The organism is Pseudomonas sp. TE3644 (assembly GCF_056278815.1).
Map to the genome: position 1 here is coordinate 804,992 of NZ_JBWBQF010000001.1, position 20,483 is coordinate 825,474.

Annotated in this window: 17 protein-coding genes and 1 pseudogene; 4 read left to right on the top strand and 14 right to left on the bottom strand. The window is 63.6% G+C overall.

The features are described 5' to 3' along the window. The first annotated feature begins 36 nt into the window (after nucleotides 1-36). Nucleotides 37-435, top strand: a complete 399-nt coding sequence (locus ACZ9GA_RS03620) for an NUDIX hydrolase (protein WP_457357023.1) — start codon at nucleotides 37-39, stop codon at nucleotides 433-435. 99 nt (nucleotides 436-534) lie between these two features. Here the strand turns inward: ACZ9GA_RS03620 and metR are convergent, their stop codons facing one another. Then, the gene (metR, locus tag ACZ9GA_RS03625; protein ID WP_027978739.1) at nucleotides 535-1,452 is read right to left on the bottom strand and encodes a transcriptional regulator MetR; all 918 of its coding nucleotides are present in this window, start codon (nucleotides 1,450-1,452) and stop codon (nucleotides 535-537) included. A 101-nt stretch (nucleotides 1,453-1,553) separates the two neighbouring features. Here metR and ACZ9GA_RS03630 point away from each other — a divergent pair. Continuing rightward, a pseudogene (locus ACZ9GA_RS03630) lies at nucleotides 1,554-2,141 on the top strand (uroporphyrinogen decarboxylase/cobalamine-independent methonine synthase family protein); the annotation flags it as partial. Nucleotides 2,142-2,333: 192 nt separating this feature from the next. Beyond that, nucleotides 2,334-3,326 carry an alpha/beta fold hydrolase gene (locus tag ACZ9GA_RS03635; RefSeq protein ID WP_457357021.1) on the top strand — a complete coding sequence of 331 codons (993 nt, stop codon included), beginning with the start codon at nucleotides 2,334-2,336 and terminating at the stop codon, nucleotides 3,324-3,326. 119 nt (nucleotides 3,327-3,445) lie between these two features. Here ACZ9GA_RS03635 and ACZ9GA_RS03640 read toward each other — a convergent pair whose 3' ends face one another. The 5 genes from ACZ9GA_RS03640 to ACZ9GA_RS03660 form a co-directional block, all read right to left on the bottom strand. Further along, complete coding sequence (locus tag ACZ9GA_RS03640; protein ID WP_457357019.1) at nucleotides 3,446-4,831, bottom strand: sigma-54-dependent transcriptional regulator; 1,386 nt, start codon at nucleotides 4,829-4,831, stop codon at nucleotides 3,446-3,448. Beyond that, nucleotides 4,828-6,585, bottom strand: coding sequence for a sensor histidine kinase (locus ACZ9GA_RS03645; RefSeq protein ID WP_457357017.1), 1,758 nt, complete (start codon nucleotides 6,583-6,585; stop codon nucleotides 4,828-4,830). Before ACZ9GA_RS03645 ends, ACZ9GA_RS03640 begins: the two co-directional genes overlap by 4 nt. Nucleotides 6,586-6,731: 146 nt before the next feature. Then, complete coding sequence (locus ACZ9GA_RS03650) at nucleotides 6,732-7,556, bottom strand: alpha/beta hydrolase (RefSeq protein ID WP_457363583.1); 825 nt, start codon at nucleotides 7,554-7,556, stop codon at nucleotides 6,732-6,734. 17 nt (nucleotides 7,557-7,573) lie between these two features. Further along, nucleotides 7,574-8,971 (bottom strand): aspartate aminotransferase family protein, encoded by a 1,398-nt coding sequence (locus tag ACZ9GA_RS03655; protein ID WP_457357015.1) that lies wholly within the window; start codon nucleotides 8,969-8,971, stop codon nucleotides 7,574-7,576. Continuing rightward, nucleotides 8,964-9,662: an MtnX-like HAD-IB family phosphatase gene (locus tag ACZ9GA_RS03660; protein ID WP_457357013.1), complete on the bottom strand. Its 699-nt coding sequence runs from the start codon at nucleotides 9,660-9,662 to the stop codon at nucleotides 8,964-8,966. Before ACZ9GA_RS03660 ends, ACZ9GA_RS03655 begins: the two co-directional genes overlap by 8 nt. A gap of 217 nt (nucleotides 9,663-9,879) precedes the next feature. Between ACZ9GA_RS03660 and ACZ9GA_RS03665 the strand changes: the two genes are divergently transcribed. Then, a complete protein-coding gene (locus ACZ9GA_RS03665; RefSeq protein ID WP_457357011.1) occupies nucleotides 9,880-10,641 on the top strand; it encodes a MipA/OmpV family protein in 762 nt (253 codons plus the stop codon). An 8-nt stretch (nucleotides 10,642-10,649) separates the two neighbouring features. On the opposite strand, the gene ACZ9GA_RS03670 is transcribed toward ACZ9GA_RS03665, so the two are convergent. The 8 genes from ACZ9GA_RS03670 to glpD all read right to left on the bottom strand — a co-directional run bounded on the left by ACZ9GA_RS03670 (nucleotide 10,650) and on the right by glpD (nucleotide 20,289). Then, on the bottom strand, nucleotides 10,650-11,816 hold the full coding sequence (locus ACZ9GA_RS03670) for an ATP-binding protein (protein WP_457357009.1): 1,167 nt from the start codon (nucleotides 11,814-11,816) through the stop codon (nucleotides 10,650-10,652). A gap of 174 nt (nucleotides 11,817-11,990) precedes the next feature. Then, complete coding sequence (gene aauR, locus ACZ9GA_RS03675; protein WP_457357007.1) at nucleotides 11,991-13,313, bottom strand: two-component response regulator AauR; 1,323 nt, start codon at nucleotides 13,311-13,313, stop codon at nucleotides 11,991-11,993. Continuing rightward, on the bottom strand, nucleotides 13,310-15,229 hold the full coding sequence (gene aauS, locus ACZ9GA_RS03680) for a two-component sensor histidine kinase AauS (RefSeq protein ID WP_457357006.1): 1,920 nt from the start codon (nucleotides 15,227-15,229) through the stop codon (nucleotides 13,310-13,312). Before aauS ends, aauR begins: the two co-directional genes overlap by 4 nt. Nucleotides 15,230-15,286: 57 nt before the next feature. Continuing rightward, nucleotides 15,287-16,021, bottom strand: a complete 735-nt coding sequence (locus ACZ9GA_RS03685) for an amino acid ABC transporter ATP-binding protein (protein WP_455923798.1) — start codon at nucleotides 16,019-16,021, stop codon at nucleotides 15,287-15,289. Then, nucleotides 16,018-16,683: an ABC transporter permease subunit gene (locus ACZ9GA_RS03690; RefSeq protein ID WP_457357004.1), complete on the bottom strand. Its 666-nt coding sequence runs from the start codon at nucleotides 16,681-16,683 to the stop codon at nucleotides 16,018-16,020. Before ACZ9GA_RS03690 ends, ACZ9GA_RS03685 begins: the two co-directional genes overlap by 4 nt. Next, nucleotides 16,684-17,430 carry an amino acid ABC transporter permease gene (locus tag ACZ9GA_RS03695; protein ID WP_457357002.1) on the bottom strand — a complete coding sequence of 249 codons (747 nt, stop codon included), beginning with the start codon at nucleotides 17,428-17,430 and terminating at the stop codon, nucleotides 16,684-16,686. Nucleotides 17,431-17,529: 99 nt separating this feature from the next. Continuing rightward, on the bottom strand, nucleotides 17,530-18,435 hold the full coding sequence (locus ACZ9GA_RS03700; protein ID WP_457357000.1) for a glutamate/aspartate ABC transporter substrate-binding protein: 906 nt from the start codon (nucleotides 18,433-18,435) through the stop codon (nucleotides 17,530-17,532). A 327-nt stretch (nucleotides 18,436-18,762) separates the two neighbouring features. Beyond that, on the bottom strand, nucleotides 18,763-20,289 hold the full coding sequence (glpD, locus tag ACZ9GA_RS03705; protein WP_457363582.1) for a glycerol-3-phosphate dehydrogenase: 1,527 nt from the start codon (nucleotides 20,287-20,289) through the stop codon (nucleotides 18,763-18,765). Nucleotides 20,290-20,483 lie beyond the last annotated feature (194 nt).

The following is a 20,483-nucleotide window of genomic DNA, read 5'->3' on the forward strand; positions in this document are numbered from 1 at the left end:
CACAACGGTATACTCCGCGCTTTTTTGGGGATTGCCATGAACCGTACCATCCACATCGCCGCCGCCCTGCTGATCGGCCCCGATGGCAAGACCCTGCTGGTGCGCAAGCGCAACACCCTGGCTTTCATGCAGCCGGGCGGCAAGATCGAGCCGGGCGAGCAGCCGGTGCATGCCTTGGCGCGCGAGCTGGACGAGGAGTTGGGCGTGCAGATCGATACCGCGCAGGCTCAGTACCTGGGCGCGTTCAGTGCGCCGGCGGCCAATGAGCCGGGGTTCGAGGTGAAGTGCGAGTTGTTTCGGGTGGACGTTGCCGAGGCGGTGAATATTGCGGCCGAGATTGAAGAGGCGGTGTGGGTGGATGGGGACAGCCATGGGCACCTGGAATTGGCGCCCTTGACCCGTGATCACATCCTGCCGATCTACGCCGCCCTGTGACCTGTAGCCGCTGCCGCAGGCTGCGCTGGCCCTGTGCCTCGCTGGAGCGCTCCAGGGTTTACACGGGCCAGCGCAGCCTTCGGCAGCGGCTACAGGAGATCAGCGAACCGCGCTGACCCCATCCAGCGTCGAAAACGAGGTGTCCTTGGCCGTCAACAGGAAATCGCGCATGTACGGCGCATCCAGCATGTCCGCACGCACCGCCGCGTACAGCGTGGCAAACAGACCTTTCTCGCCCAGGCGCTTGCCCTTCACATACCCGCGCGAGCTGTATTCATGCAGCGCCCAGTGCGGCATGCCGCACACGCCACGGCCGCTGGCCACCAGTTGCATCATCATCACCGTCAGCTCCGAGGTGCGCACTTGCGCCGGCTCCACGTCGGCCGGTTCCAGGAAGCGGGTGAAGATGTCCAGGCGGTCACGCTCCACCGGGTAGGTGATCAGGGTTTCGCTGATCAGGTCATCGGGCACGATGTACGGCTTGCTCGCCAGCGCGTGCTGGTTGGCCACCGCCAGCATGGCTTCGTAGGTGAACAGCGGCACGTAGGTGATGCCCGGCAGTTCCAGCGGGTCGCTGGTCACCACCAGGTCCAGGTCGCCACGGGCCAGGGCCGGCAGCGGCGCGAAGGCGAAGCCCGAGGCCAGGTCCAGCTCCACTTCCGGCCAGGCGTCGCGGAACTGGTCGATGGTGGGCATCAGCCATTGGAAGCAGCTGTGGCACTCGATGGCCATGTGCAGGCGCCCGGCCGTGCCGCCGGCCAGCCGCGCGATGTCACGCTCGGCGCCGCGCAGCAGCGGCAGGGTGGCGTCAGCCAGTTGCAGCAGGCGCAGGCCGGCGCTGGTGAAGCGGATGGGCTTGGTCTTGCGCATGAACAGCGGCAGGCCCAGGCGTTCTTCCAACTCCTTGAACTGATGCGACAGCGCCGACTGGGTCAGGTGCAGGCGTTCGGCGGCTTCCACCAGGCTGTCAGCCTCGCGCAGGGCAGCCAGGGTTTTCAGGTGACGGATCTCGAGCATGACGGTCTCTATGAGCAAACTTTGTGATCAACACGAATATATTGAGTTTGTCTCATGTTGCAGCGGATGTCGATAATAGCGCCATCGAAACCGGAGCAACCCCCATGGCCACCATCCCTCAAGACCTTTCGTTCTACACCCAACGCCTGCTGGACGAGGTCGAACAGACCCTGGCGCGTGGCGAAATGCCGAGGCCGGTGCTGATGGGGCCGTTGAGCTACCTGTGGCTGGACCAGGCCAACGGCGCCGATGTGCGCGCCCTGTCGCGCCTCGAGATCCTGCTGCCGGTGTACGGCGAAATCTTCCAGCGCCTGGCCCGTCTGGGCGTGGAGTGGGTGCAGATCGACGAACCGATCCTTACCCACGAGCTGCCCCAGGCCTGGAAAAGCGCCTTCGAACGCGCCTACCACATCCTCCAGTATTCGCCGTTGAAGAAACTGCTGGCTACCTACGGCGGTGCCTTGCAGGACAACCTGGGCCTGGCCGCGCACCTGCCGGTGGACGGCCTGCACGTTGACCTGGCTGGCGCGCCCGAGCAATTGACTGCCGTGCTGGACCGCGTACCCAGCTACAAGGTGCTGTCCCTGGGCGTGGCCAGCGATGGCAGCGACCTGTGGAGCTGCGAGCTGGAGGCCGTTCAGGCGCAATTGCAACCGGCCCGCCGCCGCTTTGGCGACAACCTGTGGCTGGTCGGCGCCCGCTGGCTGGCCGACCTGGGTGGCCTGCTGCCGGATTTGCGCACCGTCGGTCGCCCGTGCCCGATCACCAGCTGATGACCGCTGGGCGACGTTCATCAAACTGTCACTGAACTGTGGCAGCGCGCCTGCCTGAAGTTCATCAAACTCGCGCTCTACTGGGGATCTGCGTTTTTGGTGTTTTTCATGCGGGCAATCGTTTTTCTGGCGGCACTGTTGTGCAGCCTCTCTTCTTATGCGGCTTCGACGTGCGACGTGAATGTCCCGGTGCAACATGCACCGCTCAAGGACGTCAACCTGGCCTATCAAAGCATTGGGCGCGACAGCGATCCGGCACTGCTGCTGGTCATGGGCCTGGGCGGGCAACTGATCCACTGGCCGGACGAGGTGGTGGTGGCGCTGTGTCAGCAGGGCTTCCGGATTATTCGCTATGACAACCGCGATGTCGGCCTGTCCACTTGGGCGCAGGCGCCTGACAGCGCCAACCTGACCTTCGAAGTGCTGCGCTTCAAGCTGGGCCTGCCGGTGTCGGCGCCCTACAGCCTGACCGACATGGCCGGCGACGGCCTGGGCCTGATGGACAACCTGCACATTGGCCGCTTCCACCTGTTGGGCGCGAGCATGGGTGGCATGATCGCCCAGCACATGGCGGCCATGGCGCCGCAGCGGGTAGAGAGCCTGACCCTGATCATGAGCAGTTCCGGCGACCCCGGCCTGCCCATGCCCAGCCCGGCACTGCTGCAACTGCTGGCGCGGCGCGGGGCGCCCAACCGGGAAGTGGCGATCGAGCAGCAAGCCGATCTGCTGGCCGCCCTGGGCAGCCCGGACGTGGTGGATGACCGGCAGGTGCTGTTGCACCAGGCGGCGCTGTCCTACGACCGGGCGTTCAACCCCGAGGGCGTCAAACGCCAGATCCTGGCGATCCTGGCCGAGCCCAGCCGCGTGACCTTGCTCGACAGCCTGCGGGTGCCGACGCTGGTGGTGCATGGCACGGCGGACCCGTTGTTGCCGGTGATGCATGGGGTGCATCTGGCGGCGCATATTCGCGGCAGTGAATTGCGCTTGATTCCGGGGTTGGCGCATCGCTTTCAGGAGGCGTTCAAGGCGCCGTTGCTGGGGGCGGTGTTGCCATATCTGGATGCGCAGAAAATGCACGATGCCCCGGTGGCGGGGTTGTAGCTGCGGGCCTCATCGCGAGCAAGCTTTGCTCCCACAGTGGTGTGGCAAACACCGATGTGAGCCACACCACTGTGGGAGCAAAGCTTGCTCGCGATGAGGCCAGTAGCATGCCCACAAAATCACCGGGCAAACTTGCTGACCTGAATCGCCAGCTTCTTCAACCGATACCACAAGCTGCGCTCACTGATCCCCATCAACTGCGCCGCCGCAGCCTGCACACCATGGGTCTGCTGCAAGGCCGCCAGAATCCAGGCTTTCTCGACTTCGGCCAACTTGCCATCCAAGTCATTAGGCACACCGCCAGGCACCACCTCATCGCTCTGCCCCACAGCGGGCTCAAACAGATACGCCGGCAAATCCTGCTGCTCGATCAGCGTCCCCTGGGCCACGATGGTCGCCCGTTCCACGCAGTTCTGCAGTTCGCGAATGTTCCCCGGCCACGGATAGTTGAGCATCGACTGCATTGCCTGGGCGCTGAAGCCGGTGATGCGCTTGCCGGCCTCGGCCCCCAGCAGGCCCGCGAAGTGGTGCGCCAAGCCCGGGATGTCTTCACTGCGTTCGCGCAGCGCGGGCAGGGGGATGGGGAACACGTTGAGGCGGTAATACAGGTCTTCGCGAAACTCTTTCTGCGCCACGGCCTCCACCAGGTTCTTGTGGGTGGCGGCGATCACGCGCACGTCCACCTTGCGCTCGCGGGTGTCGCCCACCGGCTCGATCAGGCGTTCTTGCAGGGCGCGCAGGATTTTGGCCTGCAACGCCAGCGGCATGTCCCCCACCTCGTCGAGAAACAGCGTGCCCTTGTCGGCCTGTTGGAAACGACCAATGCGGTCGCTGACCGCGCCGGTGAAGGCGCCCTTGCGGTGGCCGAACATTTCGCTTTCCAGCAACCCCTCGGGGATGGCCGCGCAGTTCACGGCCACAAACGGCTGGTCGGCACGGTTGCCGTGCTGGTGGATGGCGCGGGCAACCATTTCCTTGCCGGTGCCGCTCTCGCCGGTCAACAGGATAGTGGCGCTGCTTTCGCGCACCGACTCGATGGCCTGCAACACACGGCGGAAGGACGGGCTTTCGCCCACCAGGCTATCGAACTGATGCTGGTGGTCCAACTCGGCCCGCATGCGCGCGTTGTCACGCAAGATATCGCGGAACTGCAGCGCCTTGTGCACGGTGATGTCCAGCTCGTCGATATCGAACGGCTTGGCAATGTAATCGAAGGCGCCATTGCGCATGGACTGCACGGCATTCTTCACCGTGGAGTAGGCGGTCATGACGATCACCGGCACCTGGGGGAAGCGTTGCTTGATCTCCGCCAGCAACTGCGGGCCGTCCATGCCGGGCATGCGCCAGTCGCTGATCACCAGGTCGATGCTCTCACGCTCCATGATCTCCAGGGCCAACAGCCCATTGCCGGCACTGCGCACCTGCACCTCGCCCTGGCTGAGCGCTGACACCAGCAGATCGCACAGCTTGGGTTCGTCATCGACGACTAGAACGGTGTGGCTCAAGAGGGCTCTCCTTCGCGTGCCGGGATATACAGATTGAACGTGGCGCCCTGGCCGGGGGCGCTGAGGCACTCCACGCGGCCGTCATGGTTTTCCATGATCGAGAATACTTTTGCAAGGCCAAGGCCGGTACCCGAAGCCTTGGTGGTGACGAACGGGTTGAAGATGCGCTCCTTGATATCGGCCGGGATGCCTTGGCCATCGTCCTCGATGCTCAAGCGAGTGTCACTGCCTGCCAGGGTGATGCCCAGGGTCAGGTGACCGCCGTCGGGCATGGCGTCGATGGCATTGAGCACCAGGTTCAGGCACGCCTGCTTGAGCTGGCGGCTGTCGGCGTACAGTGTGGCACCGGGGGCCTGGTCGTCGATGCGGGCGTGGATATTGTGGGTTGCCAGTTCCGGGGCACAGAAGCCCAGAGTGTCTTCGAGCAAGTCGCGTGCGGGCATCACCGTGCGGATCGGCGGGCTGGGTTTGGCGAAGTCGAGGAATTCGGTGATCAGTTCGTTGATGCGGGTGACTTCCGAAATCACGTACTCCAGGTGGCGCATGTCGGCTTCAGGCAAGGCGGCGCGGCGGTGCAGCAGTTGCGTGGCGGTCTTGATGATGCCCAGCGGGTTGCGGATCTCGTGGGCCAGGCCCATGGCGACCTCGCCCAGGGTGTGCAGGCGGTCGCGACGGCGCATCTGCGCTTCCAGGTGTTGCAGGGCCTGCAGGCCTTGGGTCATGTGGTTGAAGGTCATGCCCAGTTCGGCCAACTCGTCGCTGCCCAATACTTCCACCTGCTGGCTGTAGTCGCCGGCTGTCACGGCGCGCACGCCTTCGGACAGGGCGCGCATGGGCCGGGTCAGGCGCCGGGTCACCAGCACGCCCACGCCCAGGGACAGCGCCGACCCCAGCAGGAAGATCAGCGTGAACAGATTGCGCTGGTTGACCAGGCCCAGCAGGCTGCTGTGACGCAGCAGGCCGCTGAAGACGATGCCTTGCAGTTGCCCCTTTTCATTGAGCAACGGGCGGAACAGGCCGCTGTAGCGGCTGGTGAACTGCTCGGTAGGCTCGCGCGTATCGCGCAGCATCTGTTCCAGGCGATGGGGCACCACGGCGGGGTGATCTTCGAAGCGCTGACTGGAAAACACTTCGGAGAATTCCTGGCCGTTGGACAGGTACAGGCGCAGGTCCAGCGAATGCACGTCGGCCACGCTGGTCAGGAAGCTGGCATCCAGAAAGGTGGCCACCAGCAGTTGGTAGTCCTCGCCGTTCTGCTGGGTGGGGAATACCGAGACCACGGTGCCGACGCGGGTGTTGGCGTTGTGGATGGTCTGTAGCATGGCGTCGGGGGCCAGGCTGATTTGCGAAACGATGTCGTCGGCCGCCGTGGAGAACACCACCTTGTGGTCGCGGGTGCGAATCAGCGCCACCACGTCGATGCCCATGGCGTCGGCGATGTCGCTGATCAGCTTGCCCTGGCGCGCGGTGGCCGGCAGGGTGGGCTGGTCAGCGGGGGCGTATTGCAGGAACAGTTGGGCGACGCGGGTGTTGTCGCGCAGGATTTCGCTGAGTTCGTCCTCGACGATCTTGGTCGATTCCTGCAGCCAGACACGCACGTTGCTGTCGAAGATCCCCGCCAGGGTGGTGGCGGCCAGCTCGGCGGCGATCATGGTCGGCACCACGCTGACCAGCCAGAACGCCAGGATCAGCTTGCGTTGCAGGTTCCAGCGCGAGGGGCGGAAAACCGGGGGTGTGGGGGCAGGCGGGCTCATCGATACTCGCTATGGCTGGGAGCTACACGTGGGAGCGGGTTCTACCCGCGAAAAGAACGCCGCGTAGTGCCTGAGACACCGCAGCGTCCGCTTCGCGGGCAGAGCCCGCTCCCACGATTTTGCGCAGATTAGCATGTAGCCCTGAATCAGGATGCCTGGGCAAGGCCTGGCGCGTGAAGCTGGATGAACGCTGCACTCAGGTTGATCACCTTGGGGTACTGCAGGTCCACGGTGATCATGTGATAGCAGTCGTCGAGCAGGATCTTGGTCACCGGGCCGCCGAGGTGCGCCTCGATGTAGTCGGCGTTCCAGCGGCTGGTGATGTCGTCTTCACTGGAGTGCAGCACCAGCGCCGGCGCCTTGATACCCGGCATGCCGCGTTTCACTTCGGCCACCAGGCGATGCAGTTCGCGCACGCTGATGCCCGACATGGTCAGCAGCCCCGCGTTGGCACTCTCGCCGGCTTTCATCTGCTTTTCGACGATGGCACGCAACCGCGGGTTCTTGATCCCGTAGGGCGATTTTTCGTTGAACCGGCAAATGTGCACGCCAAACGGAATGGCCATGAAGATGTGCGTCATGCGCGCTACCCAGGGCATGTTCCAGCCGTCATAGCGCAAGGTGGTCGAGTACAGCAGCAACCCTGCCACCTCACCTGGCCGCTGGGCGGCCAGGTGCATCGACAGGACCGCGCCCATCGACAGGCCACCGACGAACACTTTCTCGTGCACCTTGCGGATACCCTCGAAGGTGCTCAGCGCGCTGGCGTACCAGTCGCGCCATGTGGTGGCTTGCAGATCGGCGTTGTCCCCGCAATGGCCAGCCAGGGTGGGCACGTAAACCGTGTACCCACTCTTGGCCAGCCCCTGGGCTACCTTGCGCAGTTCGGTGGGGGTGCCGGTCAGCCCGTGGATCAGCAGCACGGCCACCGGGCCGTTGCCGAGCACGAAGCTGGCGTCGCCAACACCCATATCGATCTGCGCGGCACTCACTTCTGGGTAACCCGGTGCAGCAGGCGGTCGAGCAGGGCGATGGCCAGGTCGATTTCCGGGTAGCTGATTTCCAGCGACGGCGCCAGGGTGATCACGTTCTTGTAGTAACCGCCCACGTCGAGGATCAGGCCCAGGCGGCGGCCGTCGATCTCGATGTCGCCCTTCATGCCTTCCTCGACCATTTCGTCGAGCTTGGCCTTGTCCGGGGTGAAGCCGTCTTCGCCGCAGATTTCCATGCGCAGGGCCAGGCCCAGGCCGTCGACGTCGCCGACGATCTTGTAGCGCTTCTTCAGGTCTTCGAGGCCGGCCAGGAAGTACTTGCCCTTGGCCATGACCATGGCGCCGTAGTCCACTTCGCTGGTCATTTTGAACATTTCCAGGCCCACGGCGGTGCCCAGCGGGTTGGAGGCGAAGGTGGAGTGGGTAGAGCCTGGCGGGAAGATGCCCGGGTTGATCAGCTCTTCACGGGCCCAGATGCCGCCCAGTGGGTTGAGGCCGTTGGTCAGCGCCTTGCCGAACACCAGCACGTCGGGTTTGACGTCGAAGTGCTCGATGGACCACAGCTTGCCGGTACGGTAGAAGCCCATCTGGATTTCGTCGACCACCATCAGGATGCCGTGCTGGTCCAGGACCTGCTTGAGCTCGCTGTAGAAGTTCATCGGCGGGATCACGTAGCCGCCGGTGCCCTGGATAGGCTCGACGTAGAAGGCGGCGTATTCGCACTGCTGGGTTTTCGGGTCCCACACACCGTTGTATTCGGTTTCGAACAGGCGGGCGAACTGCTTCACGCAGTAGCTGCCGTACTCTTCCTTGGTCATGCCTTTGGGGCCGCGGAAGTGGTACGGGAACGGGATGAACTGCGCGCGCTCGCCGAAGTGGCCGTAGCGGCGACGGTAGCGGTAGCTCGAGGTAATCGACGAGGCGCCCAGGGTACGGCCGTGGTAGCCGCCTTCGAAGGCAAACATCAGGCTTTTGCCGTTTGAGGCGTTGCGCACCACTTTCAGCGAGTCTTCGATGGACTGCGAACCGCCCACGTTGAAGTGCACGCGACCGTCCATGCCGAATTTCTTCTTGGCATCCACCGCGATCATTTCCGACAGCTCGATCTTGCCTTTGTGCAGGTACTGGCTGGCGATTTGCGGCAGGGTGTCGATCTGCTGTTTCAGGGCGTTGTTCAGGCGTGGGTTGGCGTAGCCGAAGTTGACCGCCGAGTACCACATCTGCAGGTCCAGGTAGGCCTGGTCGTTGGTGTCGTAGACGTAGGAACCTTCGCAGCGGCTGAAGATGCGCGGTGGCTCGATGTAGTGAACGGTGTCACCGAACGAGCAGTAGCGCGATTCCTTGTCCAGGAGGATCTGATCTTCTTCGCTGGTAATGCGTGGGGTGTTAGACATGGTGGAAGAGTTCCTGCTGTTCTGAATTGAGGTGTGCAACGGTGTTGCCGGTGTACTGCGGCAGGGCGGCCAGCAGGGCTGGCAGCTGCGCGAAGGAATCGAAGCGGGCGTGGGCGATGCCATTGCGTTCGCAGTGGTCGGCCAGGCTGCCCTTGGCGAAAACGAAGTCGGCGGTGCCGGCCACGCACATGTCGGACTTGCCGTCGCCAATCACCAGGATGCGTTTGCTGCTGGGCGAGGACTTGCATTTGCAGTTGCCCGAGGCGGCGCGGCAGGCGTCGCTGGCGTGGGGGAACACGATGCGCCAGCTGTCGGCGTCGACCTGGCGCAACTGGTTGGCGATGATCGGCAGCAGCGGCGCGCCATTGCGCGCCAGGATGCGGGCAATGGCCTGCTCCAGGCCGTCGCTGACGACGGCCAGGCTGGCGCCACGTTCCAGTACCAGCTCCACGAAGGGCGCAAAGCCCGGGTCGATGGTGACGCTGTCGAAGTATTCCAGCAGCTGTGCCGGCTGGGCCTTGACCAGGGCCAGTTGTTGGCTCAGGCATTCACGCGAGCCGATTTCACCGGCCAGCCATTGCGCTTCGATGGCTTCCCAGCGCGGATCGGCGAAGCGATCCAGGATGTTGTCGATGACATCGCTCGGGGTGATGGTCCCGTCGAAGTCACACACGATATGCCAGTGCATCATCTGCAGTTACCTATGGGTCAGCAGCGCACTTTGCGCTTGGCCAGGGGTAGAGCAGGGAGCGTGCCAACTGGCTGAGGCCCTTGTTCTGCGGGCTGTGTCGGGGTTTTGTAAGGGCGAAGCTACAATTTTTGTAGGTTGCTACAAACAACATGAGTGCTTGCGTGGCGGCCCCCGCGTGCGCGTTCATGCGCGTACGAAAAACGTCGCGAGAATTGCAATGTCACGAATCAATTGGCTGCTGGCGCTGCTGCTGGCCTGCCTGTCCGGTGGTGTCTGGGCCACACCCTTGACCGGGGATGCCGGCGTAGGCCTGTCCTACCAGCCCAGCGACCCCACCGGCAGCCATTACGAAACCAAACCCATGCCCTACCTGGACCTGACCTGGGGCAGTATTGGCCTGGATTCGGACGAAGGCCTGACCTGGGCGGCGCTGAAGACCGGCAACGGCTGGAGCGCCGGGCCCATGGCCAACCTGGTGGAAGGGCGCAACGGCAACGACCGCCTGCGCGGCTTGCGCGATGTGCCGGACATGGCCGAGGTGGGCGGGTTCGTGCAGTACAGCCCGGTGGAGTACTGGCGCGTCTACGCCCAGGCCGGCCGCGCCGAGGGGGGTGGTCATGGCCAAGGCGGTACCTTGGGCCGTTTGGGCACCGAGCTGGATTACCCGTTGGGCGGCGGCGTGTTCGGCGCCACCGAGTTGGTGGCGCATTTCGCCGACCAGCGCATGAACCAGACCTATTTTGGCGTCGATACCAACGAAGCCCAGGCCAGCGGCATCAGCGCCTACCGCGCCAGCGGCGGCTTGCAGAACTGGACCCTGAGCCAGGGCGCGCAATTCCCCCTGGCGCCGCATTGGTCATTGCTGGCCAACGTCAACTGGATACACCTGGAAGGCTCGGCGGCGGACAGCAGCATTGTCAGCCAGCGTGGGCATGTGAATCAGGGGGAGGTGCAGACGGCGGTGGCGTATAAGTTCTGAATTCGCCGCTATCCTGAGACGCCCGCGCGCGTCAGCCACTCTGCCATGGCGGAATCTTCCAGTGCGTATTCGCCGCGGTTGGCTTTCCAGACCAGCTCTTTATCGCGCAGGGCGTCCAGGGCCTTCTGGACATTTGGGGTGGAGGCGTTAGGGGTCGCGTGGGCCAGTTCAAGCGTGCGATTGACCTGTGCAAAGGTCTGCTCGGAGAACGGTGCGAACGGTTGCTTGCTGATCGTGCGTTCGGCGATCACGTTCAGCACTGCCCGTTGCAACGCTGACAGGTCATTGCAGGCACTTTCGTAGTCGCTCCAGATGCCTGCCTGGTGGTTGAGCGCCCCAGTGCGTAGCAGTTCACCCAGGTTGCTGGCTTCGCCTCGCCCCACACTGACCTCGGTCAACAGCTGATTGAGCATCTCCGGCCGGCGACCGACGAGCTGGAAGGCGTACTCCAGATCTTCGACATTGAACTGATTGGTGGCGGCCAGGCGTTGGTTCCAGAGGTCGGTGACGAACTCGACGAAATCATGGCCCAGCAATGGGAATGCCGTAATGTTCGCACCGAAGAACGGTTGCTTGCTCTTGAGCACCAGGTTGGCCAGTTTGTCTCGGCTGGAACCGGTGAACACCAGCCGTACGCCATCTGGCCCACGACCGCGATTCAGATGGTCCCGCGCCGCCTTGAGGGCAAACATGGCGTTGAGGCCGCTTTCGCTGTTCAGCGCATGTTGGGCTTCATCGATGATCAGCACGATCATTTTCCCGGCAACGCTGTGCAGCACCTCCAGTGCTTTTGCCAGGGTGGTACCAGCAGGCAGTCGCGGCTTGCTGAAGTCCCAACTGAGGGTGCGCAACAGGCTGATTTTTTCGATGCCGGCTTTTTTCGCCGCTTTGCTCAGCGAGTTTTCGAACAGGCCCAACGCGGTGCCGATGGCGCCCGATATCAACTCGGCCGGGTCGGTGTCACGGTCAGCCCACAAGTCTACGTACACGGCAAGCCAGCCGCGCCGCTCGCATTCGGGAATGAAGTCATTGTTGAGGAAGGTGCTTTTGCCGGTTCTGCGGGGGGCTGCCAGGAACAGTCCGGAGCTGTAATCGACGAAGGACTCGCCTGCCACATCGCGGGCCAGGGACTGCGCCAGCAAAGCGCGTTGGAAGATCGGGCGTGAAAGGCTCATCGATTATCCTCGAATATCTATCTGACTATAATTTATAGTGTAATGGATAATCTGACTATACACGCTGTCACAGGGGCGGATTTGTGTTGGGGCTTTCCCGAGCTTCGCCCGGTCCCACAGGGGAAACTTTTCTGGTCTGTGGGACCGGGCGAAGCTCGGGAAGGGCGCCCCCCCCTAACTCAGCCCATACTTCTTCACTTTGTCGAACAGCGTGGTCTTGGCCATGCCCAAGTCCAGACTGGCCTGGCTCAGGTTGCCGTTGTGCCGCGCCAGCGCATCGCTGAGCAGGTTGCGCTCGAAGGCTTCCACCGCTTCGGCAAAGCCCACCCCGGGCGCTGCCTGGGCGCCGCTTTTCTTGAAGGCGGGCAGGCCCAGCGCATAGCGTTCGGCGACGTTGCGCAGTTCGCGCACGTTGCCCGGCCAGTCGTGGCTCATCAGCCGTGACAGGGTCTGGCTGTCCAGTTCGGGTATCTCGCGGTCGAAGCGCAGCGCCGACAGCTCCAGGAAGTGCTCGAACAGTTGCAGGATGTCTTCGCGGCGCTCGCGCAGGGGCGGCAGTTCCAGGGTGACCACGTTGAGGCGGTAGTACAGGTCGCTGCGGAAACCGTTGCTGCGGCTCAGCTCGTCCAGGTCGGCCTTGGTGGCGGCGATCACCCGGCAATCCACCTCGATGCTCTGGTTGGAACCCAGGCGCTCCAGGGTGCGCTCCTGCAACACGCGCAGCAGTTTGATCTGCAGGTTCAGCGGCATGCTTTCCACTTCGTCGAGGAACAGCGTGCCGCCGTTGGCGTGTTCGATCTTGCCGATGCGGCGCTTGCCGGCGCCGGTGAAGGCGTTGGCCTCGTGGCCGAAGATCTCGCTTTCGAACAGGTTCTCCGGCAGGCCACCACAGTTCAGCGCCACGAAGGGCTGCGGCTGGCGCCGGCTGAAGTCGTGCAGGCAGCGTGCGACCAGTTCCTTGCCTGTGCCGGTCTCGCCTTCGATCAGTACGTTGGCCGAGGTGTCGGCGACGTTGGCGATCAGTTCGCGCAGGTTCTGCATGGCCGGCGAGCGGCCGATGATGCGCCCTTCAAGCGTCGAGCGGCTGGCCAGCTGGCGGCGCAACGACGATACCTCGCGGGCCAGGCCACGCTGCTCCAGCGCGCGGCGCACCACGTCCACCAGGCGCTCGGGCGAGAAGGGCTTTTCCATGAAGTCGTAGGCGCCGGCGCGCATGGCGCCCACGGCCATGGAGATATCGCCATGGCCGGTGATCAGCACCACCGGCAGGCTCGGGTCGCGGGCCTTGAGGCGGTTCAGCAGCTCCAGGCCATCGATGCCCGGCAGGCGAATGTCGCTGACGACAATGCCGGCGAAATCATCGCCGATCAGCGCCAGCGCTTCTTCGGCGCTGCCCACGCCCTGGCACGGGATGTCTTCCAGGCTCAGGGCTTGCTGGCACCCGAGCAGCACATGGGGATCGTCCTCGACGATCAGAACGGTAAGCGAGGTGTTCATGATGGCTCGACTGCAGAAGTGGGCGGTTGGGCGTTGAGCGGTGGCAAGGTCAGCACGAAGGCCGTGCCGCCTTCCTCCGGGTGCTCGGCCGCCAGGCTGCCACCGGCGGCGGCCGCCAGGCTGGCAGACAGGGTCAGGCCCAGCCCCAGGCCTTGCTCGCCCGGTTTGGTGGTAAAGAAAGGTTCGAACAGGTGCTTGCGCGTCTGTGGGTCGATACCGTGGCCATTGTCGCGCACCCGCAGGCGGTAGCGGCCATCGTCCAGGGTGTCGCCGTCCAGCCACAGCACGGGGGCGGTGACACCCTGCATGGCATCCAGGGCGTTACCCATCAGGTTGCCGAGGATCTGTTCCAGGCGCGTCTGGCCAATGGGCAGTTGCGCTTCACTGAACTGACGGTGAACGGTCACGCCTTGGGCGCCGATACGCGCCGCCAGCACTTGCAGGGTGGCGTCCACGGCCTGGCTCAACGAGGCCCGGCCACGGTCTTCGCCACGCCGGGCGAACGAGCGCAGGCTGGCGGTGATGCGACCCATGCGGTCGATCAACTGGTTCATGGTGCCCAGGTTGGTGCTGGCCGTGTCCAGCGCACCGCGCTCCAGAAAGCGCACGGTGTTGCCGGACAGGGTGCGCAGCGCCGCCAGCGGCTGGTTGAGCTCGTGGGCGATGCTGGTGGACATCTGGCCGATGGCCGCCAGCTTGCCGGCCTGCACCAGTTCATCCTGGGCATGGCGCAGGGTTTCTTCGGCCTGGCGGCGTTCGCGGATCTGGCTCTTGAGCCGTTCGTTGCTGGCGCGCAGGTTTTCGGTACGCTCGGCGATGCGCCGCTCCAGTTGGCTGTTGGCCTCCTGCAACGCCTCGCGGGCGGCCAGGCGGGTGGCGATGACCTTGCGCCGCTCGTTCCAGGCAATCAGCAAAAACGCCAGCAGGGCGAAAGCCACGGCCACCAGCACGCCCTGGATGATCGCCTCGCGCCTCAGGTCCTGCAGTGGCGTCAGGAGGGTGAAATGCCAAGGTGTGTCCTTGAGCTCGCGGGTCTGGGCCAGGTAGCTGACTTCGCGCTGGCTCCCAGGCCGGGGGCCGGCGGCAGGGAAGCTCAGGCGCTCCACACCATCGGCCAGGGTTTCGCGTTCCAGGGGCTGCAGTTCGGTCAGCGAGAACCAGTAGTACTGCAGGCTGCGCGCCAGGCGCTCTTTGGTTTCCGGTGTCAGCGGGCCCACGGATTTCAGGCGTCGGGCCGGGTCGCTGGAGAGGATGATGATGCCGTTCTCATCGCTGACGAAGGCCTCCAGCCGCGCCTTCTGCCAGCGCTCTTCCAGCGTTTCCATGCGCACTTTGACCACCGCCACGCCGACGATCTTGCCGTGCTCTTCCAGGCCATGGGCCAGGTAATAGCCAGGCTCGCCGGTGGTGGTGCCGATGCCATAGAAGCGCCCGTCCTGGCCGCGGATGGCGTCCTGGAAATAGGCGCGGAACGACAGGTCCTCGCCCAGGTAGCTGTTGGCGTCGCGCCAGTTGCTGCTGGCCTGGACGCGGCCGGTGGTGTCCAGCACGTAGATGGCGCTGCTGTGGCTGCGGCGGTTGAGGCCCTCCAGGTAGTCGTTGACGGCTTGGCGGCGGCCCTCGGCATCGGGGTCGGCCAGCAGGTCGGAGACGCTGTGTTCCAGCTCCAGCAGGCTGGGCAGGAAGGTGTATTTGTTGATCTCGCTTTCCACCGCCCGGCCGTTGAGTTCCAGCTGGCGCTCGCCACTTTCGGCCAGCCCGCGGATGCCGGCATAGAGGCTGGCGCGATAGCCGGCGTAGCCCAGGCCGATGGTCAGCAGCAGGATCAGGGGCGGCAGGAACAGGTGGCGAATCAGACGGGGTTTCACGGCAAGGGCAGGCGAAGTCGCGCGGGAATGATCAGGGGCGCATTTCATCACAGTGCCTTGGGGCCTGCCAGCGGCCAGTGCCCAAAGGACACTGGCCGGGTGGCTTTAGTGTTGCAGGATTTTAGCGAGGAAGTGCTGCGCCCGTTCCGAGCGCGCGCTGACGTCGCCGAAGAACTCTTCCTTGGGGCAGTCTTCGACGATCTGGCCCTTGTCCATGAAGATCACCCGGTTGGCCACCTTGCGCGCAAAGCCCATCTCGTGGGTCACGCACATCATGGTCATGCCTTCATGGGCCAGTTGCACCATCACGTCCAGCACTTCGTTGACCATCTCCGGGTCCAGCGCCGAGGTGGGTTCGTCGAACAGCATCACGATCGGGTCCATGGCCAAGGCCCGGGCGATGGCCACGCGCTGTTGCTGGCCGCCGGACAACTGCCCCGGGTGCTTGTGCGCGTGCGCCGACAGCCCCACGCGCTCCAGCAGTTTCAGGCCCTTGGCGGTGGCTTCTTCCTTGCTGCGGCCCAGCACCTTGATCTGCGCGATGGTCAGGTTCTCGGTGATGGTCAGGTGCGGGAACAGTTCGAAATGCTGGAACACCATGCCCACCCGCGAGCGCAGCTTGGGCAGGTTGGTCTTGGGGTCGGCAATCGAGGTGCCGTCGACGGTCACGTCACCCTTCTGGAAGGGCTCCAGGGCGTTTACGCACTTGATCAGCGTGGACTTGCCCGAGCCCGACGGCCCGCACACCACCACCACTTCACCTTTTTTGACCTCGGTGCTGCAATCGGTCAGCACCTGGAAGTCCCCGTACCACTTGTTGACGTTCTTGATGGAAATCATACGGCTAACCTTTTATGCAGACGCTTGACCAGCAGCGAGGCGGAGAAGCTGATGACGAAGTAGACGAAGCCGGCGAACAGCAGGAACTCGTTGGACTGGCCAATGATGTCGCCGTTGGCCCGTGCCGAGTTGAGGAAGTCCACCAGGCCCACGGTGTACACCAGCGAGGTGTCCTGGAACAGGATGATGCTTTGCTGCAGCAGCAGCGGGGTCATCTTGCGGAAGGCCTGGGGCAGGATGATCAGGCGCATCATCTGCCCGTAGGTCATGCCCAGGGCTTGGGCAGCGCCCATCTGGCCCTTGGAGATGGACTGCACGCCGGCACGCACGATCTCGCAGAAGTACGCCGCCTCGAACATCATGAACGCCACGACGCAGGAGGTGAACGCGCCCACTGGCGTGTCTTCGCCGGTGATCCAGCGCAGTACGAAAGGCACCGCCAGGTAGAACCAGGTGATCACCAGCAGCAACGGGATGGAGCGGAAGTAGTTGACGTAGGCGCCGGCGAGGTTGGACAGCAGCCTGCTCGACGACAGACGCATCAAGGCCAGCACGGTGCCCAGCACCAGGCCGCCGATCACGCCCATGACCATCAGTTGCAGGGTCATCAGCATGCCGTTCCACAGGCCCGGCAGGGCGGGGATGATTCCACTGAAGTCCATTTACTTGCCCCCCACGGAAATCAGGCCGGGCACCGAGACTTTCTTCTCGATCAGGCGCATCAGCAGCATCAGGCTCATGTTCAGGGTGAAGTAGATCAGCGTGGCCAGGGTGAACGCCTCGAACAGGTTGGCGGAGAATTCCGCGGTCTGCTTGGTTTGCGCCAGCAGCTCCATCAGGCCGATCAGCGAGGCCACCGAAGAGTTCTTGAACACGTTGAGAAATTCCGAGGTCAGCGGCGGAATGATGATGCGGTAGGCCTGGGGCAGCAGCACGTTCCAGTAGATCTGCGGCAGCTTGAAGCCCATGGCCCGCGCGGCCGATTCCTGGCCCTTGGGCAGCGCCTGGATGCCGGTGCGCACCTGCTCGCACACCCGTGCGGCGGTGAACAGGCCCAGGCACACCACCACGCTGAGGAAGGCGGCGGTGGTGGGGTTGAGGTCCTGCTTGAACCAGTCCTGGAAGCCCTGGGGCATCAGGTCGGGGATCACGAAGTACCAGATGAACAGCTGCACCAGCAGCGGCACGTTGCGGAAGATTTCCACGTAAGTGGTGGCGATGGCCGATACCCAGCGGTTGGGCACGGTACGCATCACGCCGAGCACGGAGCCCAGCAGCAAGGCAATCAGCCAGGCGGCGACGGCAATGCCGATGGTCCAGCCCAGGCCGGTCAGGTACCAGTCCAGGTAGATCTCGTTGCCGATACCGGTGGACTTGAAGAACACGCCCCAGTCCCAGTTGTAATTCATCAGGGTCTCCCCTTGGATTGGTGATTCACGGGCACCTGCAGCCAACCACCGGCCTGAATCGGGCCAGTGGTTGATTGAAGGTTAGACGGTGCGGGCGGATCAGTCCTTGGCGGGCTGATCGGTCGGGTTGGCGATCAGGTTCTTCAGCTCATCGCTTTCCGCGAACATCAGGTTCAGGCCCTTGGGTGGAATCGGCTGAGTGAACCACTTGTTGTAGATGCTGTTGATCTCGCCGGACTTGAACACGGCGACGATGGCGTCATCCACGACCTTCTTGAACGCCGGGTCGCCCTTGCGCACCATGCAGCCGTAGATCTCGTGGGACTGCGCGGTGCCGGTCACGGCCCACTCGTCCGGCTTCTTGGCTTTGGCCATTTCGCCGGCCAGCAGGGCGTCGTCCATCATGAAGGCCACGGCGCGGCCCGATTCCAGCATCTGGAAGGATTCGCCGTGGTCCTTGGCCGAGATCACGTTCATGCCCATTTGCTTGTCGGCGTTCATGGCCTTGAGCAGGCGCTCGGAGGTGGTGCCGGCGGTGGTCACCACGTTCTTGCCCTTCAGGTCCGGGAAGTCCTTGTAGGCCGAGTCTTTCTTGGACAGCAGGCGGGTGCCGATCTCGAAGATGCCCACCGAGAAGTCCACCTGTTGCTGGCGCTCGGCGTTGTTGGTGGTGGAGCCGCACTCGATGTCGACGGTGCCGTTCTGCACCAGTGGGATGCGGGTTTGCGAAGTGACCAGGTTGTATTTGACGGTCAGGTTGGGCAGGTCGAGGTCTTTCTTGATGGCCTCGACAATTTTCAACTGGATGTCATGGGAATAACCGACCGGTTTGCCCGAGGCGTCGGCGATGTAGGAGAACGGAATGGACGCGTCACGGTGGCCCAGGGTGATCGTGCCCGAATCCTTGATCTTCTTGAGGGTGCCGGTCAGCTCTTCGCCCAGGGCAGGGCTGCTGATCAGTGTTGCAGCGATGGCTGCACCCAACAGGGTGTGAATGATGCGCATCTATGTCTCCTCGACCTTTGTTTTTTTTATGGGAGCCGTCTGGGGGCTCATTCGTTCAGCACTCTGTGGTGCTGAATTCCGATGCAAAGTGTAGAGCATGAGTCGTGCCAGGCCTTGGGCGTTAGCCTAAAGTCTTGATTGGCAAGGGGATTAATCTTTCATGAAGGGGGTGTGGCGGAGGGAATTGATCGGATGGCCGAATGCTAGCATCGCTGGCGTTCGGTTTTCCGTCGTAGCCGCTGCCGCCAGGCTGCGCTGGCCCTTTGGTTCACCGAAGATCTTCAGTGCACTCGAGGGCCCGCGCAGCCTGGCGGCAGCGGCTACGGGTCAGGCGGCTTGGGTGTGAAGGGTTCTGGCCAGGTAGTCCGCCAGCTTCTGCTGCTCAGCCGCACTGGTGAACAGCCCCAGCTTGGTACGGCGCCACAGAATATCCACGGCTTCCACCGCCCATTCCTCACGGCACAGGTAGTCCACTTCGCGGGCATACAGGTTGAAGCCAATCAATTCGCCCAGATCGTCCAGGCCCTGCGCGCCCTCCAGCAGCTTCCAGCTGCGGCTGCCGTAGGTGATCGCCCAGCGCCGCGCCAGCTCGACGGGCAGCCAGGCATGTTTGGCCACCAGGCTCTGTGCCAGCGCCTGCGGGGTGGTCATCTGCTCGCCGCCCGGTAGTGGCGCGCTGGCGGTCCAGCTGCCTTTCATGTGTTTGAAGAACGGTGCCAACTGCGCCATGGCCGATTCGGCCAGCTTGCGGTAGGTGGTCAGCTTGCCGCCGAACACCGACAGTAACGGCGCATCATCGGCGCCGCCAGACAACGCCAGGGTGTAGTCGCGGGTCACGGCCGACGGGTTGTCGGACTCGTCGTTGCACAGCGGGCGCACGCCCGAATAGGTATGCAGGATGTCGCTGCGCTGTACTTGCTTCTTGAAGTGCGCGTTCACCACCTTCAGCAGGTAATCGGTCTCGGCCTCGGTGATGCTCACCTTGGCCGGATCGCCGGTGTATTCGCGGTCGGTGGTGCCGATGATGGTGAAGCGTTCCATGTACGGGATGGTGAAGACGATGCGCTGGTCTTCGTTTTGCAGGATGTGTGCCTGCTCGCCTTCGTACAGCTTGGGCACGATCAGGTGGCTGCCCTGGATCAGGCGGATGCCGTAGGGCGATTCCAGCTTGAGGTCGTCACGGATGAACTTGGCCACCCACGGGCCGGCCGCGTTGACCAGCGCTTTGGCGTGGATGGAAAACAGGCTGCCGTCGGCGCGCTCCAGGTGCACATGCCACAGGCCTTTGATGCGCCGGGCGTTCAGGCAGCGGGTGCGGGTGTGCAGGTGGGCGCCGTGTTCGCGGGCGGACTGGGCGTTGAGCACCACCAGGCGCGCGTCGTCCACCCAGCAGTCGGAGTATTCGAAACCGCGGGTGATTTCATTCTTCAGCACGCTGTCGGCGCCGAACTTCAGGCTGCGTGAGCCCGCCAGCTTTTCGCGTTTGCCCAGGTGATCGTAAAGGAACAGGCCGGCACGAATCATCCAGGCCGGGCGCAGGTGCGGGCGGTGGGGCAGCACGAAGCGCATCGGCTTGACGATGTGCGGAGCCTTGGCCAGCAGCACTTCACGCTCGGCCAGTGCTTCACGCACCAGGCGGAACTCGTAGTGTTCCAGGTAGCGCAGGCCACCGTGGATCAGCTTGCTGCTGGCCGAGGAGGTATGGCTGGCCAGGTCGTCCTTTTCGCAAAGGAACACCGACAGCCCGCGACCTGCCGCATCCGCTGCAATGCCGACGCCATTGATACCGCCGCCAATCACGGCCACATCATAGACTTCGGACAGGGGAGGGGTGGGCAAGGTGGTGTGGGGCATATCGGCCTCCTGCGGCTTTTCGAAATTGAAATCGAACATTGATGTTCACTTTCGAAAATAGTAGCGCAACAGGCGGGCACAGGCCAGTCGTATTCGATTGAAAAAACTGATCGAACGCGCTTGAAATGAAAATAACCGAACATTTACAGGCGCGTAGCCGCTGCCGCCAGGCTGCGCTGGCCCTGATGTGCACT

Bases quoted from the DNA above. Each gene is read 5' to 3' on its own strand.
- ACZ9GA_RS03620 (WP_457357023.1), top strand. From the start codon at position 37: ATGAACCGTACCATCCACATCGCCGCCGCCCTGCTGATCGGCCCCGAT.
- metR (WP_027978739.1), bottom strand. From the start codon at position 1,452: ATGCTCGAGATCCGTCACCTGAAAACCCTGGCTGCCCTGCGCGAGGCT.
- ACZ9GA_RS03635 (WP_457357021.1), top strand. From the start codon at position 2,334: ATGCGGGCAATCGTTTTTCTGGCGGCACTGTTGTGCAGCCTCTCTTCT.
- ACZ9GA_RS03645 (WP_457357017.1), bottom strand. From the start codon at position 6,585: ATGAGCCCGCCTGCCCCCACACCCCCGGTTTTCCGCCCCTCGCGCTGG.
- ACZ9GA_RS03650 (WP_457363583.1), bottom strand. From the start codon at position 7,556: ATGGGTGTTGGCGACGCCAGCTTCGTGCTCGGCAACGGCCCGGTGGCC.
- ACZ9GA_RS03655 (WP_457357015.1), bottom strand. From the start codon at position 8,971: ATGTCTAACACCCCACGCATTACCAGCGAAGAAGATCAGATCCTCCTG.
- ACZ9GA_RS03660 (WP_457357013.1), bottom strand. From the start codon at position 9,662: ATGATGCACTGGCATATCGTGTGTGACTTCGACGGGACCATCACCCCG.
- ACZ9GA_RS03665 (WP_457357011.1), top strand. From the start codon at position 9,880: ATGTCACGAATCAATTGGCTGCTGGCGCTGCTGCTGGCCTGCCTGTCC.
- ACZ9GA_RS03670 (WP_457357009.1), bottom strand. From the start codon at position 11,816: ATGAGCCTTTCACGCCCGATCTTCCAACGCGCTTTGCTGGCGCAGTCC.
- aauR (WP_457357007.1), bottom strand. From the start codon at position 13,313: ATGAACACCTCGCTTACCGTTCTGATCGTCGAGGACGATCCCCATGTG.
- aauS (WP_457357006.1), bottom strand. From the start codon at position 15,229: ATGAAATGCGCCCCTGATCATTCCCGCGCGACTTCGCCTGCCCTTGCC.
- ACZ9GA_RS03685 (WP_455923798.1), bottom strand. From the start codon at position 16,021: ATGATTTCCATCAAGAACGTCAACAAGTGGTACGGGGACTTCCAGGTG.
- ACZ9GA_RS03690 (WP_457357004.1), bottom strand. From the start codon at position 16,683: ATGGACTTCAGTGGAATCATCCCCGCCCTGCCGGGCCTGTGGAACGGC.
- ACZ9GA_RS03695 (WP_457357002.1), bottom strand. From the start codon at position 17,430: ATGAATTACAACTGGGACTGGGGCGTGTTCTTCAAGTCCACCGGTATC.
- ACZ9GA_RS03700 (WP_457357000.1), bottom strand. From the start codon at position 18,435: ATGCGCATCATTCACACCCTGTTGGGTGCAGCCATCGCTGCAACACTG.
- glpD (WP_457363582.1), bottom strand. From the start codon at position 20,289: ATGCCCCACACCACCTTGCCCACCCCTCCCCTGTCCGAAGTCTATGAT.